This window comes from Mesoflavibacter zeaxanthinifaciens DSM 18436, from assembly GCF_000422365.1.
GTDB classification, from domain to species: Bacteria; Bacteroidota; Bacteroidia; order Flavobacteriales; family Flavobacteriaceae; genus Mesoflavibacter; species Mesoflavibacter zeaxanthinifaciens.
Window position 1 is genome coordinate 1 of record NZ_AULQ01000007.1, and the last position, 15,995, is coordinate 15,995.

16 protein-coding genes are annotated in these 15,995 nt (G+C 30.4%); 6 read left to right on the plus strand and 10 right to left on the minus strand.

Annotation, left to right across the window (positions count from 1 at the left end; all coding sequences use genetic code 11):
• Positions 1 to 635: 635 nt before the first annotated feature.
• From thrS to H574_RS0107425, 5 genes are all read left to right on the plus strand, one after another.
• A complete protein-coding gene (gene thrS / locus H574_RS0107405; protein WP_027879970.1) occupies positions 636 to 2,570 on the plus strand; it encodes a threonine--tRNA ligase in 1,935 nt (644 codons plus the stop codon).
• A 70-nt stretch (positions 2,571 to 2,640) separates the two neighbouring features.
• Positions 2,641 to 3,150, plus strand: a complete 510-nt coding sequence (gene infC, locus H574_RS0107410) for a translation initiation factor IF-3 (RefSeq protein ID WP_262497780.1) — start codon at positions 2,641 to 2,643, stop codon at positions 3,148 to 3,150.
• Positions 3,151 to 3,209: 59 nt separating this feature from the next.
• Positions 3,210 to 3,407 (plus strand): 50S ribosomal protein L35, encoded by a 198-nt coding sequence (rpmI, locus tag H574_RS0107415; RefSeq protein ID WP_027879972.1) that lies wholly within the window; start codon positions 3,210 to 3,212, stop codon positions 3,405 to 3,407.
• 99 nt (positions 3,408 to 3,506) lie between these two features.
• Positions 3,507 to 3,851: a 50S ribosomal protein L20 gene (gene rplT / locus H574_RS0107420; protein ID WP_027879973.1), complete on the plus strand. Its 345-nt coding sequence runs from the start codon at positions 3,507 to 3,509 to the stop codon at positions 3,849 to 3,851.
• A 102-nt stretch (positions 3,852 to 3,953) separates the two neighbouring features.
• The gene (locus H574_RS0107425; protein ID WP_036227326.1) at positions 3,954 to 4,775 is read left to right on the plus strand and encodes a Cof-type HAD-IIB family hydrolase; all 822 of its coding nucleotides are present in this window, start codon (positions 3,954 to 3,956) and stop codon (positions 4,773 to 4,775) included.
• Here H574_RS0107425 and H574_RS0107430 read toward each other — a convergent pair.
• From H574_RS0107430 to tgt, 10 genes are all read right to left on the minus strand, one after another.
• Positions 4,753 to 5,829, minus strand: coding sequence for an adenylate/guanylate cyclase domain-containing protein (locus H574_RS0107430; protein WP_051169848.1), 1,077 nt, complete (start codon positions 5,827 to 5,829; stop codon positions 4,753 to 4,755). The genes H574_RS0107425 and H574_RS0107430 overlap by 23 nt on opposite strands.
• A 7-nt stretch (positions 5,830 to 5,836) precedes the next feature.
• Positions 5,837 to 6,106, minus strand: coding sequence for an EF-hand domain-containing protein (locus H574_RS0107435; protein WP_027879976.1), 270 nt, complete (start codon positions 6,104 to 6,106; stop codon positions 5,837 to 5,839).
• 58 nt (positions 6,107 to 6,164) lie between these two features.
• Positions 6,165 to 6,590, minus strand: coding sequence for a secondary thiamine-phosphate synthase enzyme YjbQ (locus H574_RS0107440; RefSeq protein ID WP_027879977.1), 426 nt, complete (start codon positions 6,588 to 6,590; stop codon positions 6,165 to 6,167).
• A gap of 7 nt (positions 6,591 to 6,597) precedes the next feature.
• On the minus strand, positions 6,598 to 7,857 hold the full coding sequence (locus tag H574_RS0107445) for a hypothetical protein (RefSeq protein WP_027879978.1): 1,260 nt from the start codon (positions 7,855 to 7,857) through the stop codon (positions 6,598 to 6,600).
• A gap of 61 nt (positions 7,858 to 7,918) precedes the next feature.
• A complete protein-coding gene (locus H574_RS0107450; protein ID WP_027879979.1) occupies positions 7,919 to 8,947 on the minus strand; it encodes an AI-2E family transporter in 1,029 nt (342 codons plus the stop codon).
• A gap of 30 nt (positions 8,948 to 8,977) precedes the next feature.
• Positions 8,978 to 10,507 carry a replicative DNA helicase gene (dnaB, locus tag H574_RS0107455; protein WP_027879980.1) on the minus strand — a complete coding sequence of 510 codons (1,530 nt, stop codon included), beginning with the start codon at positions 10,505 to 10,507 and terminating at the stop codon, positions 8,978 to 8,980.
• Positions 10,508 to 10,761: 254 nt separating this feature from the next.
• Positions 10,762 to 11,715 carry an acetyl-CoA carboxylase carboxyltransferase subunit alpha gene (locus H574_RS0107460; protein ID WP_027879981.1) on the minus strand — a complete coding sequence of 318 codons (954 nt, stop codon included), beginning with the start codon at positions 11,713 to 11,715 and terminating at the stop codon, positions 10,762 to 10,764.
• Between the two features lie 110 nt (positions 11,716 to 11,825).
• Positions 11,826 to 12,734 (minus strand): DMT family transporter, encoded by a 909-nt coding sequence (locus H574_RS0107465; RefSeq protein ID WP_027879982.1) that lies wholly within the window; start codon positions 12,732 to 12,734, stop codon positions 11,826 to 11,828.
• Positions 12,721 to 13,794: an LptF/LptG family permease gene (locus tag H574_RS0107470; protein ID WP_027879983.1), complete on the minus strand. Its 1,074-nt coding sequence runs from the start codon at positions 13,792 to 13,794 to the stop codon at positions 12,721 to 12,723. The genes H574_RS0107465 and H574_RS0107470 overlap by 14 nt, the downstream gene beginning before the upstream one ends.
• Positions 13,795 to 13,797: 3 nt before the next feature.
• The gene (gene tgt, locus H574_RS0107475) at positions 13,798 to 14,928 is read right to left on the minus strand and encodes a tRNA guanosine(34) transglycosylase Tgt (RefSeq protein ID WP_027879984.1); all 1,131 of its coding nucleotides are present in this window, start codon (positions 14,926 to 14,928) and stop codon (positions 13,798 to 13,800) included.
• 214 nt (positions 14,929 to 15,142) lie between these two features.
• On the opposite strand from tgt, the gene H574_RS0107480 reads away from it, so the two are divergent.
• On the plus strand, positions 15,143 to 15,994 hold the full coding sequence (locus H574_RS0107480) for a transketolase (RefSeq protein ID WP_255593147.1): 852 nt from the start codon (positions 15,143 to 15,145) through the stop codon (positions 15,992 to 15,994).
• Position 15,995: the final 1 nt, after the last annotated feature.

Genomic DNA, 15,995 nt, shown 5'->3' on the forward strand with positions numbered 1-15,995 from the left:
ATATGTTTATGAACTTTTTCTTAATTCTTAAGATGTTTATTTCCTAAGCGGGTGCAAATATAAAACAAGTTTTTAAACCTTGCAAACTTTTTTTTAAAAAAAATTAAAATTTATTTTTTCACCGTTTTGCTTAATCAATATTTTATCTAGAACTTTCTCGAAATCTTATCACTGATTGCTCAGTTGTTATTGTTTCGGGGTGCAAATATAAGACCCTTTTTCATCCCCACAACCCTTTTTTGAAACTTTTTTTACTTTTTTTTTACTCTTGCTTTTTAACACCTTGTTTTCAGCGTTTTACAACTTAACTTTTTTTATCTTTTTTTCAAATCTGTTTTTTCAACCTATATAATACACTTAATGCTCCTTTTAAATCTTATACTTTTATGTAGAGTATATATATATTGTTACGCACTATATGTTATATAACTCAAATTAACACTCCTCTTATATTATACTTTTAATTTATAATTAGGAATTACTCTTGTTAATATTAAGGAAGACTCTAAAATATCTTGCTTATATTTATTCGATATGAAATAATACCACATAATAAACTAATGATATTGTTACATACATTTATATTGCTTCTCTATTATTATACTATTATATTTGTATCCTAATTTAAATAATTCATGATAAATATTACTTTACCTGATGGTAGTGTTAAAGCCTTTAATATAGGATCTACCCCAATGGATGTTGCTAAAAGCATTAGTGAAGGTTTAGCTAGAAACGTAATTTCAGCAAACTTTAATGGTACAACTATAGAAACTTCTACAGAATTAGCCACCGATGGTTCTCTTGTGCTTTACACCTGGAATGATGATGAGGGTAAAAAAGCATTCTGGCATAGTTCTGCGCATGTACTTGCTCAAGCTTTAGAAGAATTATATCCTGGATGCAAGTTAACTATAGGTCCTGCTATAGATAATGGATTTTATTATGATGTCGATTTTGGAGAGAACGTGGTTAGTGATAAAGATTTTAAAAGTATAGAAAATAAAATGCTTGAAATTGCTAAAGGTAAACATAATTTTAATATGCGTACTGTTAGTAAATCTGATGCACTATCTTTATATAAAGACAATATATATAAGACAGAATTAATAAAAAATTTAGAGGATGGCGAAATAACATTTTGTGATCACTCTACTTTTACAGATTTATGTCGAGGAGGACACATTCCTAATACTGGTATTATAAAAGCTGTCAAAATATTGTCTGTTGCAGGAGCTTATTGGCGTGGTGATGAAAACAACCCTCAATTAACACGTGTATATGGTATTTCATTTCCTAAACAAAAGGATTTAAAAGAATATTTGGAACTTTTAGAAGAAGCTAAAAAGCGTGACCATAGAAAACTTGGTAAAGAATTAGGATTATTTGCTTTTTCACAAAAGGTAGGACAAGGTTTACCTTTATGGCTCCCTAAAGGTGCTGCTTTAAGAGAACGATTAGAAAACTTCTTAAAAGCTGCTCAAAAAAAAGCTGGCTATGAGATGGTTGTCACACCTCATATTGGCCAAAAAGAACTTTATGTTACTTCTGGTCATTACGCCAAATACGGTGAAGATAGTTTTCAACCAATAACAACACCTAAAGAAGATGAGGAATTCTTATTAAAACCAATGAATTGCCCTCATCACTGCGAAATATACAACAACACACAATGGTCCTATAAAGATTTACCAAAACGTTATGCCGAGTTTGGCACTGTATATAGATATGAACAAAGCGGAGAATTACATGGATTAACACGTGTAAGAGGCTTTACTCAAGATGATGCGCATATTTTCTGTACGCCAGACCAATTGGATCAAGAGTTTAAAAATGTAATAGACTTAGTGTTATATGTATTTGGATCTTTAGGATTTGAAAACTTTACAGCGCAAGTATCTTTACGTGATCCAGAAAAACCAGAAAAATACATAGGAAGTGACGAAAATTGGGAGAAAGCAGAAAAAGCAATCCTAAATGCAACAAAAGAGAAAAATTTAAATTATATTATAGAAACAGGTGAAGCTGCCTTTTACGGACCTAAACTAGATTTTATGGTAAAAGACGCTTTAGGCAGACAATGGCAATTAGGGACTATACAAGTAGACTATAATTTACCAGAACGATTTGACCTTACATATAAAGGAAGTGATAACGAATCGCACAGACCTGTAATGATTCACCGTGCACCATTTGGAAGTCTAGAAAGATTTATAGCAATATTACTAGAACATACAGGAGGAAATTTCCCACTTTGGTTAATGCCAACACAAGTTTCTGTGTTAACTCTTAGTGAAAAATATGAAAATTACGGTCAAAATGTTTTAACTTTGCTAGAAAATCACGAAATTCGCGCCCTTATAGATAATAGAAGCGAGACTATTGGTAAAAAGATTAGAGAGGCAGAAATGAATAAAACGCCTTATATGATTATCATAGGAGAGCAAGAAGAAAAAGAAAATAAAATTTCTGTAAGACAACACGGAGGTGAAGATTTAGGCACGATTAGTGTAGATGAATTTGCAGAAATTATTAAAAAAGAAATTAATAAAACAAAAAAACAATTTTAAATTTAAGTTTAACTAAAAACGAAAAGCCATAGCAATACGTAGAAAAAGATCAAGAGGACCAGCAAGAGTTATTAAAGAAGACCAACACAGAATTAACTCTAAAATTAGAGCAGAAAAAGTACGTGTAGTCGGAGATAATGTAGAAGTAGGTATTTACCCAATTAAAAAAGCTTTAGCAATAGCCGAAGAGCAAGAACTTGATTTGGTAGAAATCTCACCTAAAGCAGATCCACCAGTTTGTAAAGTAATGGATTATAAGAAATTTCTTTACGAACAGAAAAAACGTGAAAAAGCTTTAAAAGCTAAAGCATCTAAAGTTGTTATTAAAGAAATAAGATTTGGTCCTCAAACAGACGATCATGATTATGAATTTAAGAAAAAACACGCAGAAAAGTTTTTAAAAGACGGAGCAAAACTAAAAGCATTTGTATTCTTTAAAGGACGTTCTATAGTGTTTAAAGAGCAAGGACAAATATTATTATTACGTTTAGCTCAAGATTTAGAAGAATTTGGGAAAGTAGAACAAATGCCTAAACTTGAAGGAAAACGTATGACAATGTTTATTGCTCCAAAAAAATAATTAAACTCTTAATAAGAGTCAAAATAATATAAGCGAAATAATAAAAACTAGGAAACAAAATGCCTAAAATGAAAACAAAATCTAGTGCTAAGAAGCGTTTTAAGCTTACTGGTACTGGTAAAATTAAAAGAAAGCACGCGTTTAAAAGTCACATCTTAACAAAGAAGTCTAAAAAACGTAAGTTAGCTTTAACTCACGATGCATTAGTACATGATGCAGATGAGAACAATGTTAAAATCATGTTACGTTTAAAGTAACAAGACTTTAACCGGTTAAAATTATTTATAAACCCTGGAGTTAGGCTCAATCAAAGTGTTAAACAATTAACCGCCTACTACAAAAAAAACAATTAAATTATGCCTAGATCAGTAAATTCTGTAGCTAAAAGAGCCAGAAGAAAAAAGGTGCTTAAACAAGCAAAAGGTTACTTTGGACGTCGTAAAAACGTTTGGACAGTAGCAAAAAATGCGGTTGACAAAGCTATGCAATATGCATACAGAGACCGTAGAAACAAAAAAAGAACATTCCGTGCATTATGGATTACGCGTATTAATGCAGGTGCAAGATTACACGGTATGTCTTATTCTCAGTTTATGGGTAAATTAAAAGCTAATAATATCGAATTAAACCGTAAGGTTTTAGCAGATTTAGCTATGAACAACCCAGAAGCTTTTGAAGCAATTGTGAATAAAGTAAAATAAGGCTTTTTGCCAATTGTATAACAATACTTCGCTTATATAAATTAAATCCGATTCTTTTTTGAATCGGATTTTTTTATTCACCTAACTTTAAAAATTGAATTTATGAAATTATCTCAAGTCAAACTTGTAGTCTCTGATATGGATGGTACATTACTAAATAATCAAGGAGAAGTAAGTCAAAACTTTTTTAACTTATTTGAAGCTTTAAAAAAAGAAAACATACACTTTGTTGCTGCAAGTGGTAGACAGTATTTTAGTATTACAGATAAGCTTAATGATATAACAAACGACATTACCATTATTGCAGAAAATGGAGCTATAACCAAACAACAAGGTAAAGATTTGCTTTTAATCAAAATTCCTAAAGAAGAAATAAAAGATTTAATTTTACTACTAAGATCTTTTGATGATATTGAAATTGTTCTTTGCGGAAAAAAGTCTGCTTATATCGAAACAAAAAATGAAAGTTTTATAAACTTCTTCAAGGAGTTTTACACCAAATACAAACAAATAGAAGATTTAACCGCTATTGATAATGATGACTTTTTAAAAATAGCCGTTTACTGTAAACATGGATCTGAAGAACAATTATACCCGCATGTAAAACATCTAGAAACAAATTATAAAGTAAAAGTTTCTGGTCAAGTTTGGCTAGATATTTCTCATCAAAATGCTAATAAAGGTTTTGCTTTATCACAACTTCAAAATAATCTAGGTATAACTACAGAAGAAACAATGGTTTTTGGAGATTATAATAATGATTTAGAAATGATAGAACGTTCCTACTTTAGCTATGCTATGGAAAACGCACATCCAAATGTAAAAAAAGCAGCTAGATTTATAACAAAAAGCAATAATGAAGCTGGTGTAGAGATGGTATTAGCGTCATTATTAGAAAAGATTAAACTTTCAAAACAAGGTTAACAGCGTATATTTTAACTAGTTCCTCTTTTCCTTTTAAAGGAATTTCACCTATTGATTTTATATCGTACTTCTGAAGGTTATACATGGTTTTGTATAAACTTTCAGAAATTAATAATGATTGTTCATACTTATTACACTCGCCTTGTATTCTTGCTGTAGTATTAATAACATCTCCATGATAAGCAATTTCCTTTTTAACAGTACCAACTTCTGTTACTATTAATTTACCACCGTGTAAACCTGCTTTAAATGTTGGTATTATTCCAAATTGTTTTAAATACCATTTCTCCTTTTTTTTAAGTACTTCTTTATATTTATAAAACAGTTTTATACAATTATTATGATTTATACCTCTTTTGTAAGTCCAACTTAACACAGCTTCATCCCCAACATATTGGTAGATTTCTGCATCGTACCGTCCAATAACTCGGTTTAAATCATAAAAACAGCTTTGTATTAATTTACTGTATTTATAATGTCCTAATTGTTCTGCTAACTTGGTCGAATCTTTTAAATCTAAAAACATAAAAACGCGTCGTTCTTCTCTTGGCTTTCTATATTTTCCTATTAAAAAATTAAAAAAGACACCTTGACCAAATTTTTCATTGGCTATTTTAATAAATGTAAAAACTTGAGAACAGATAATAAAATACCCAACCAACAACCAAAACACTTGGTTTTGTTGCCACCAACCTAAATCGTTAGATAAATTTAAATCTAGTTCTACTTCTGCTCTAGCATATATAATTGATAAGAACAAAATCATACCAACCAAATACACTAAAAATTTTAAGAAAATTATAATTGAAAGCGATAGGTTTTTAGCTACAAATTTATCAAAAACAAACTCTACAATAGCATACAAAAGACCTATTAGACCTCCTAAGTACAACCCAAACTTTAAGAGTTTTGCAAAAGAAAAATCAGTTATTGCAATACCTTCTTCTGCTCCTATTGCAAAATATCTTATAGTGATAAATAAACAAAATGCTCCAGACCAGAATAAAGTGGTAGAAAATAGTAGTTTTATAAACTGAACAAAATAATATCTCAATTGTTTTTTATTTAGAAATCTCGTCTATTGCAGCCTTAAATTCTGCCCAATTTATTTGCTTGTCTCCATCTTTATCGTAACCTTCAATAAGCTTACTTGCAACAATACCTCTTATAAAACCACTAATTTCAGCTTGTTTTAAAAGTTCTTTAATTTCTGAAATAGATAATGTTTTATTGCCATCTTTATCAAAAAAAGCAAATGCTTCTTCTGGAGTTTTAAAATGGTTAGTGATTAGTATTTCTATTTTTTTTAAAATGGTTTCCTTGGTTGACATATTACTTTCCTTTTTAATAAAGATACAAAATGAAAGTTTGCAAGATTGTAAAGAAACGTTAATTACCAAATACTGTTACTACAACTGTTCTACTACCTCCGTAATCACGATGTTCACACAAATAAATACCTTGCCAAATCCCTAAATTGAGTTTTCCGTTTGTTATAGGAATAGTTACAGAAGCTCCAAATAATGACGCTTTAATATGTGCTGGCATATCATCTGAACCTTCATAAGTGTGTTTGTAATAAGGTTCATTTTCTGGAACAAAGGTATTAATGTAACTTTCAAAATCTACTCTAACCGTTGGATCTGCATTTTCATTTATGGTCAAACTTGCAGAAGTATGTTTAATAAATACCTGTAGTTGACCAATATTTATACTTTGAATTTCAGTTGAAATTTGATCTAAAATTTCTGAAGTAATTAAATGAAATCCTCTGCTTTCTGGAGCTAAACTTATTTCTTTTTGAAAAAATTTCATCTAAATATTAAGTTTTCTGCTTTTTCTTTTTTGCTGCAGGAAATAACACATTGTTTAAAATTAATCTGTAGCCAGGAGATGTAGGATGCAAATCTAATTCGGTTTTTGGATCACCAACTTTATGTGTATAATCTTCTGGGTCATGACCTCCATAAAAGGTAAAAAAACCTTTACCTTTTATACCGTGAATATATTTTGCTTCTCCATTGGTCTTATTCTCGCCCATAACTAATACATTAGATTTTATTTCTTCTCTGTCAAAAGAAGTAGTTTGTCCCATAAAACCTTTAACCAACGCAGTGTGATTTTGACATAACATGGTTGGAATTGGATCCCATTTTGCTGAAAAATCCATTAAAGAAAAGTAGTCTGTTTCTTTGGGTATTTTACGCTTTGTAGTCATATCTATACTAGAAAATTCGTAAACCAATGGGCTACGCTCTAAAGTAAAATCTTTAAAAGCAAAGGTTTTATTGAAATCAATTTTTGCTTGATAATTTGCATCGCTTGCATCGCCGTCAAACATTGGTTCGCAAATATCTACGCCGTCTGCAGATAATGCAATATCAAAACTATCTGTTGCGCTACACATAGCAAACATAAATCCGCCACCAACTACGTAATCTCTTATTTTTAAAGCTACATCTCGTTTTTCTTCAGAAACTTTTTTGTAACCTAATTTTGTAGCTAAGGCTTCTGCTGATTTTTTTTCTTCAATATACCAAGCAGCTTGCCTATATCTAGCATAAAATTTACCATATTGACCTGTAAAATCTTCATGATGAAGATGTAACCAGTCATAAAGTAATAATTCGTCTTTTAAAACTTCTTCGTCGTAAACAGTTTCGTAAGGTATTTCCGCATAAGTTAATACCATTGTTACAGCATCGTCCCAAGGTAATTTTCCTTTAGGTGTATAAACAGCAATTTTAGGAGCTTTTTCTAAAACTACTGCTTCCATATTTTTACTTGGACTGCTTATTTCTTTTAAAATACTTTCGGCTTTAACATCAGAAATGACTTCAAAACTTACGCCTCTTATTTGACATTCGCGTTGAATTCTTTCTGAATCTGGTAATAAAAAAGAACCACCACGATAATTAAGTAACCACTTAACTTTTAGTTGTTGGCTTAAAGTCCAATACGTAATCCCGTAAGCTTTTAAGTGATTTTTTTGCGTATCTGCATCCATAGGAATTAGAACATATGACGCAAAACTTTGAAATGTGATTGATAAAAAAAGTATTAAAAAAAGTGTTTTCTTCATAGATGAAAGATAAACAAAAAAAGTGCTTTTTTTAATTTTTTAATATCATTTTAAGTAAGGTTTAAGAACCTGAAAGTAAATCTGAAATTATTTTTGTTCGAGGAAACTGTTCTAAAATTATTTTAATAAAAACAGTAATAGGAATTGCCATGATTAAACCTGGTACGCCCCATATAAATCCCCAAAACATAAGCATTACTAAAACTGCAATAATATTTATAGAAAATGATTTTCCCATAAAAATTGGTTCTAAAATAGCGCCAAATAATATTTGAACAGATGTAATACAAATGATAAAGAAGAGTAAAACACTAGATATTTCTAATTCTACAAAAGCAAATATAGATAATAAAATTACGGTAATAAAAGAGCCTACCATTTGTACAAAATTGATAATAAATGCAAATAAGCCCCAAAATATAGGAAAACTAACATCAAAAAAGTAACATGCTAAACCAGTACCAATACCAGTAAGAAAACTAACTAAAAACTTAACTTTTATAAATTTTATTAAGTCTTTTTCAATCTTTCTAAATGTTTTTATAGAGGTGTGCTTTTGTTTTAAAAGTGTTCTATTAATTAATCGCTCTACATTAATAGATTCTGCTAACCACAATACAACAAAAAATGTTGTAGTAAGTAAAGCTGTTAAAAATTTAGAAATAAAGCTAACTGTTGGAGATAAGTTATTTAAAATAACATCTTTATTTATATACTTATTTATAGTTTTTACTCCTTCTACTTGTTGAATTCCAAAAAAAGATTCGAGGCTACCAACTAAACTATTTATTTTTAATTGGGCTTTATCAAAAAAGTGAGAATCTGAAGTTAATATTTCTTTACTTGATAATTTAATTAACTCTATACCTATCCAAACTCCTGCAACTATAAGTAATAAAACTAATACTATACTTAAATATTTAGGGACTTTGCGTCTTCTTAAATTTCTTAATATAGGTAAGAATAATAATGCGATAAACATTGAAAACACTAATGGAATAAAGATAAATGACAAAATCTTTAAAAGATAGAATAGTATTGGAATTACAATTATTAAAAGCAAATAATTGGTAGTTTTTATTTTATCCATCGTTGGTCGTTATTGCTAAAAATGTATTAATTAAAATGGCACATCATTATCTTCATCTGGTGCTCCAAAAGCATCATTAGCAGATGGGAAATTAGATTGTGGGAAAGGATCATCATTCGTTTCATTCATTTTACTATGATATTCTTGTCCAAAAGGTGTATCAAAGTCGTCTAAATTGTCAAACTTACCAAGATGACCAATAAATTTAAGCCTTATGTTTTCTAGTCCACCATTACGGTGTTTTGCAACAATAAATTCTGCTTGACCTTCTGTTGGTGATCGTTCTTCATCATCCCATTCGTCAATCTTATAATATTCTGGACGATAAATAAAACTTACAATATCTGCATCTTGCTCGATTGCTCCAGATTCACGTAAATCTGATAATAATGGACGTTTACTTCCTCCACGTGTTTCTACCGCACGGGATAACTGTGATAAAGCAATTACTGGTACACTTAACTCTTTAGCTAAAGCTTTTAAGTTACGTGAAATGGTTGAAATTTCTTGCTCACGGTTACCACCTGTACCAGACGCTGTCATTAACTGCAAATAATCAATAATAATCATTTTTATTCCATGTTGCGACGCTAGACGTCTAGCTTTTGCACGTAGGTCAAAAATTGAAAGCGAAGGTGTATCGTCAATAAAAAGTGGTGCTTTTTCTAAAGATTTTACTTTTACGTTAAGTTGTTCCCACTCGTGTTTTTCTAGTTTTCCTGTTCTTAATTTTTCTGAAGATAATCCTGTTTCACTAGAAATTAGACGAGTAATTAACTGTACAGATGCCATCTCTAATGAGAAAAACGCCACCGGTATGTTAGAGTTTACGGCAATATTACGTGCCATAGTTAGCGTTAATGCAGTTTTACCCATACCTGGTCTTGCTGCTACGATAATTAAATCACTTTCTTGCCAACCAGAAGTTAACTTATCTAGTTTATCGAAACCAGAAGGAATACCACTCATTCCTTCTTTTTTAGAGATTTCTTCAATTTTCTTTTTTGCTTGTATTACAAGATCTTGAGCAGTTTCACTAGATTTTTTAATGTTACCTTGTGTAACTTCGTATAATTTAGATTCTGCACTATCTAAGAGATCAAAAACATCTTTAGTTTCGTCATAGGCATCTTCAATAATTTCACTTGAAATTTTAATCAAGCTTCGCTGAATATATTTTTGCAAAATAATACGTGCATGAAACTCGATATGCGCAGAAGAAGATACTTTTTGCGTTAAAGATATTAAGTAAAAGTCACCACCAACCATATCTAACTTACCGTTAGTCTTTAATTGTGTTGAAACTGTTAATAAGTCTATAGGTTGGCTTTCTTGAAACAGCATAAAGATAGCTTCAAAAATGTGTTGATGTGCTTCTTTATAGAATGCTTCTGCGCTTAAAATATCAATAACTTCATCTACACCTTTTTTATCAATCATCATAGCACCTAAAACCACTTCTTCTAAGTCAATAGCTTGTGGTGGCACCTTACCTCTTTCTAGATTTATCAAGGTGCTTTTATCTACTTGGTAACCTTTTAATTGATTTGGTTGTTTCATTTATTGATATAAAATAATAGATTAAAATATAACGATTTACAGTTAATTTTTTGAGTGTAAATCTCAAGAAATTTCATTTTTTTTCGAGTTAACGAAAGTAAATAAATTGTTAAGAAAACCTTAATTAGAAATTGAGCTAATCTCAACAGGTCATTAACAATACGGTTGTTAATAACTCATTTTTTTTGTTAATAAGCATAAAAAAAATCTGAAACTCAAGTTTCAGATTTTTTGAGCAAATGATTTTATAAGGGTTAACCTTTAAATACACCCATTTCAGAATATTTTTCAATTCTTTTATTTACTAAATCTTTTGGTGATAAGTTTTTAAACTCTTCATAAGCATCTTCAATTGCTTTGCTTACTGTTTTAAAAGTTGTCTCTCTATCTGTATGAGCACCACCTAATGGTTCTTTAATAATATCGTCAACTATCTTAACTTTTTTCATGTCTTTTGCTGTTAACTTTAAAGCTTCAGCTGCTTGCTCTTTAAATTCCCAGCTTCTCCATAAGATTGAAGAACAAGATTCTGGAGATATTACAGAATACCATGTATTTTCTAGCATCATAATCTTATCTCCTACACCAATACCCAATGCACCACCAGAAGCACCTTCACCAATAACGATTGTTATAATTGGTACTTTTAATCTAGTCATTTCTAAAATATTTCTTGCAATAGCTTCTCCTTGTCCACGCTCTTCTGCTTCTAATCCTGGATATGCACCTGGTGTATCTAAAAGTGTTACTACTGGTATTCCAAATTTTTCTGCAGATTTCATTAAGCGTAATGCTTTACGATAACCTTCTGGATTAGCCATACCAAAGTTACGGTATTGTCTTGTTTTGGTATTATATCCTTTTTGCTGACCAATAAACAAATATGTTTGGTCTCCTATTTTACCTAATCCACCAATCATAGCCTTATCATCTTTAAAACTTCTATCTCCATGAAGTTCTAAAAAACTATCGCCACAAATAGCATTTATATAGTCTAATGTATAAGGTCTATTTGGATGACGTGATAGTTGCACACGCTGCCAAGGTGTAAGGTTTTTATAAATTTCTTTTTTTGTTGCTAGTAGCTTTTTTTCTATTTGTTTACATGTTTGAGTCACATCTACATCACTCTCTTCTCCAATGACTTGACACTTGTCTAATTGCTCTTCTAGCTCTTTAATTGGTAATTCAAATTCTAAATATTCCATAGGGAATGTGTCTTTTAGTTTATTTGTTAGCGCACAAAATTACATTTTTTTAGTTGAAATAAAGCCAATATTTTTAAAAATTGGCTTCTTTTGTACGTTAAAATATAGAGTTATAATGGTTTATGTTTTCTTTTTCTCTTTAAATATTTTAGGTTTTTTATAATTCCATTAAATAATACAACTGAAAGGATTACAAAAGCACCTATGTAAAACGAAGATGACATAATTTCGGTCTCAGGAAATAAAATTAATGCTAAAATTATCCCGTAAATTGGCTCTAAATTATAGGTTAAAACTACTGTGTAAGGACTAATATAACGCATCACATAAACAGAAGCTATAAACGCATAAGCAGTACAGATAGAAGCCAATAAAAGTAAATATCCGATATCTGAAGCGTTTATACTAAAAAATGAAGCGGTAAAACCTTCTCCAAACAAAGCTATATATATTGTAATAAAAATAACACCGCTTAAAAACTCGTAAAAAGATATTTTGGTTGCTGAGTGCTGTTCTAAAAACTTTCCATTTAAAACTGCAAATAAGGAAGATAAGAATGCTGAGACAATTCCTAAAATCATTCCTTTTAAGTGTTGAATTTCACTTTGAACAATTAAATACACACCTAAAATAACAATAAGACCAAAAAATATCTCGTAAGGAATAATCTTTCTTTTATAAAAAATAGGCTCTAAAAATGAGGCAAAAAAAGCTCCTGTTGAAAACATAGCTAATGCAATTGAAATGTTAGCTACTTTTATTGCTCCATAAAAAGTAATCCAGTGTAATGCAATTATAACTCCTGCTAAACAAAGCTTAATTAATTCTTTTTTGGTTATTTGTAGATTTACCTTAAATAATTTTACATATGCTATCATTAGAATTGTTGCAAACAACATTCTATACCAAACTAAACTTACAGCATTAATAGAAATTAGCTTACCTAATATTGCTGTAAAACCTGCTATAAAAACCAAGAAATGCAGGTGAAGATAGTTTTTTAATTTATCGTTTAGCATTTTGTAACAAGAAGAAAGCTAGAATACCGAATATAATATTTGGTAACCAAACTGCTAGTAATGGACTAAAGTCTGATTGAGATGCTAGTGTACCAAAAATTTTGTCAAAAAAGACAAATACCATTGCTATTGTTATACCTATTGCTAGGTTTACTCCCATTCCGCCACGACGTTTTCTTGATGACACCGCAACTGCAATTATAGTTAAGATAAATACTGATACAGGTAAGCTCCATTTTTGATATTTTGCTAAACGATATCTACCTAAAAATTTAGAACCTCGTTTTTCTTCACGTTCTATAAATCTTAAAAGTTGAGGATATGCTAAAGTTTCAGCAATAAAATCTTCTGGAGTTAAATCTTCTAAATCAAAAGGAAAAATAGTGTCTTTTCTTCTTTCTAGAATAATCTTATCATTTGTTTCTCCTATAATACGTTTTTCGTAATTTCTTAGAAGGTAAATAGAATCATCTTCTACATATCTAATGCTAGCTGCTGTTAACTTGTAAGTCATTTTATTATCTTCAAAATGTTCTAGAGTAAAATTTACTCCCATATTTTTTGAAGCATCAAAACTACTTACATAAATAATGTCGTTTTCGTTTATTTGCTTTAAAACATTTCTGTTGTTATTATTTTTTTTACCAGAAAGGTATTTATATTTAAAGTCATAAAAACCTTTACTTGCATTTGGAGCTAAATACATTCCCATTAGTATAGAAAACAACGCTACAATAACTCCACCTATTAAATATGGTCTTAAAAAACGAGTAAAAGAAACTCCTGAACTTAAAAAAGCAACAATTTCTGTATTGTTGGCTAATTTTGAAGTAAACCATATAACAGATAAAAATAAAAATAAAGGAAATAAAAGGTTAGCAAAATAGATTGTAAAATATAATAGATACATCATGACTTCTCCAAAAGGAGCTTCGTTTTCTATTATTTTCCCTATTTTTTCTGCTAAGTGAACTGTTATCCCAATAGGAACAAACAGAATTAACATCATTACAAATGTTAATAGATAGCGTTTTAATATGTACCAATCTAATATTTTCATGTATTACAAACGCTTGTCCATTTGTTTTACCATTTTATCTTTCCAGGTTCTAAAGTCGCCTGCTATAATGTGCTTTCTAGCTTCTCTAACTAACCATAGATAAAACCCTAGGTTATGTATAGTTGCTATTTGCTTCCCTAATAACTCATTTACATTAAAAAGGTGTCTTAAATAGGCTTTACTATATTCTGTATCTACAAAAGTAATACCCATTTCGTCTATTGGAGAAAAGTCGTCACGCCATTTTAAATTTTTGATGTTAATTGTGCCGTGAGCTGTAAACAGCATACCATTTCTTGCGTTTCTTGTTGGCATAACACAATCAAACATATCTACACCTAATGCAATATTTTCTAATATATTAATTGGTGTACCAACACCCATAAGGTAACGTGGTTTATCTTCTGGAAGGATGTCTGTTACTACTTCTGTCATAGCGTACATTTCTTCTGCAGGTTCTCCAACAGAAAGTCCTCCTATTGCATTCCCTTCTGCTCCTACACCAGCAATATACTCTGCAGATTGCTTACGTAAATCTTTATAGGTACTACCTTGAACAATTGGAAAAAATGCTTGAGAGTAGTCGTATTTAAAAGGTGTTTTCTTTAAATGTGTTAAACAACGCTCTAACCAACGATGGGTCATATGCATAGATCGTTTTGCGTAGTTATAATCACATGGATATGGTGTACACTCGTCAAACGCCATAATAATATCTGCACCAATGGTACGTTGTATTTCCATTACATTTTCTGGAGTAAATGTGTGGTAACTACCATCAATATGACTTTTAAATTTTACACCTTCTTCTTTTATCTTTCTATTAGCTGATAAAGAATATACTTGATATCCTCCAGAATCGGTTAAGATATTTCTGTCCCAATTCATAAATTTATGCAAACCACCAGCTTTTTCTAAAATATCGGTTTGTGGTTTTAAGTATAAGTGGTAAGTATTACCTAAAATGATATCAGGATTAATTTCTTCTTTTAATTCTCTTTGGTGTACTCCTTTTACAGAAGCAACTGTACCAACAGGCATAAATATAGGTGTTTTTATAACACCATGATCTGTTTTTATTACTCCTGCTCTAGCTTTACTTTGAGTATCTTTAGCTTTTAAATCGAAAGTCATATATGTGTAAAATCTTCAGCTAGCAAATATAACCAAGAATTAGACAATGGGTCTTAAATAGATTATAAAATTTAAACTGAATATTTAGTTTTTTATTTTAAAATCTAAATATTGTTAGCAAAATATGAAAATAAGTTAATAACTGCGTTTTTTCTATTTTGATAAGGTGATTTAATATCATAATTTTGACCCCATAAACAACACGATTAACAAAATTAAAATGGCAAGTACACAACAATTAAATGATTTAACAACACAAGTACGCAGAGATATTTTGCGTATGGTACACAAAGTTAATTCTGGTCATCCTGGAGGATCTTTAGGTTGCGCAGAATTTTTTGTAGCGCTTTATAATGAAATTATGGAGCGTAAAGAAGGCTTTGACATGGATGGTAAAAATGAAGATTTATTTTTCTTATCCAATGGACACATTTCACCTGTATATTACAGTGTACTAGCTAGAGCTGGATATTTTCCTGTTGATGAGCTTAACACGTTTAGGCTAATAGACTCTAGACTACAAGGTCATCCAACAACTCACGAAGGTTTACCTGGTATTAGAATTGCTTCAGGATCACTAGGTCAAGGTATGTCTGTAGCTATTGGCGCTGCAGAAGCTAAAAAATTAAATAAGGATAATCATTTAATTTATAGTCTTCATGGTGATGGCGAATTACAAGAAGGACAAAACTGGGAAGCTATTATGTATGCTGCTGCTAATAAAGTAGATAATTTAATTGCTACCGTAGACTTAAACGGTCAGCAAATAGATGGATCTACAGATCAAGTTTTAAACTTAGGTAGCGTAAGAGCAAAATTTGAAGCTTTTGGTTGGACTGTTGTAGAGATTGAAAACGGAAACAACATAGAAGCTATATTAGAAGGAATGACTAAAGCTAAAACCTTAACTGGTCAAGAAAAACCAGTTTGTGTTTTACTTAAAACCGTAATGGGTAATGGTGTAGACTTTATGATGCATACACATGCTTGGCATGGTAAAGCACCTAATGACGAACAATTAGAAATAGGATTAAACCAAAACCCAGAAACACTAGGAGACTACTAAA

Coding starts and splice junctions, on each gene's coding strand:
- thrS (WP_027879970.1), top strand. CDS start 636: ATGATAAATATTACTTTACCTGATGGTAGTGTTAAAGCCTTTAATATA.
- rpmI (WP_027879972.1), top strand. CDS start 3,210: ATGCCTAAAATGAAAACAAAATCTAGTGCTAAGAAGCGTTTTAAGCTT.
- rplT (WP_027879973.1), top strand. CDS start 3,507: ATGCCTAGATCAGTAAATTCTGTAGCTAAAAGAGCCAGAAGAAAAAAG.
- H574_RS0107425 (WP_036227326.1), top strand. CDS start 3,954: ATGAAATTATCTCAAGTCAAACTTGTAGTCTCTGATATGGATGGTACA.
- H574_RS0107435 (WP_027879976.1), bottom strand. CDS start 6,106: ATGTCAACCAAGGAAACCATTTTAAAAAAAATAGAAATACTAATCACT.
- H574_RS0107440 (WP_027879977.1), bottom strand. CDS start 6,590: ATGAAATTTTTTCAAAAAGAAATAAGTTTAGCTCCAGAAAGCAGAGGA.
- H574_RS0107445 (WP_027879978.1), bottom strand. CDS start 7,857: ATGAAGAAAACACTTTTTTTAATACTTTTTTTATCAATCACATTTCAA.
- H574_RS0107450 (WP_027879979.1), bottom strand. CDS start 8,947: ATGGATAAAATAAAAACTACCAATTATTTGCTTTTAATAATTGTAATT.
- dnaB (WP_027879980.1), bottom strand. CDS start 10,507: ATGAAACAACCAAATCAATTAAAAGGTTACCAAGTAGATAAAAGCACC.
- H574_RS0107460 (WP_027879981.1), bottom strand. CDS start 11,715: ATGGAATATTTAGAATTTGAATTACCAATTAAAGAGCTAGAAGAGCAA.
- H574_RS0107465 (WP_027879982.1), bottom strand. CDS start 12,734: ATGCTAAACGATAAATTAAAAAACTATCTTCACCTGCATTTCTTGGTT.
- H574_RS0107470 (WP_027879983.1), bottom strand. CDS start 13,794: ATGAAAATATTAGATTGGTACATATTAAAACGCTATCTATTAACATTT.
- tgt (WP_027879984.1), bottom strand. CDS start 14,928: ATGACTTTCGATTTAAAAGCTAAAGATACTCAAAGTAAAGCTAGAGCA.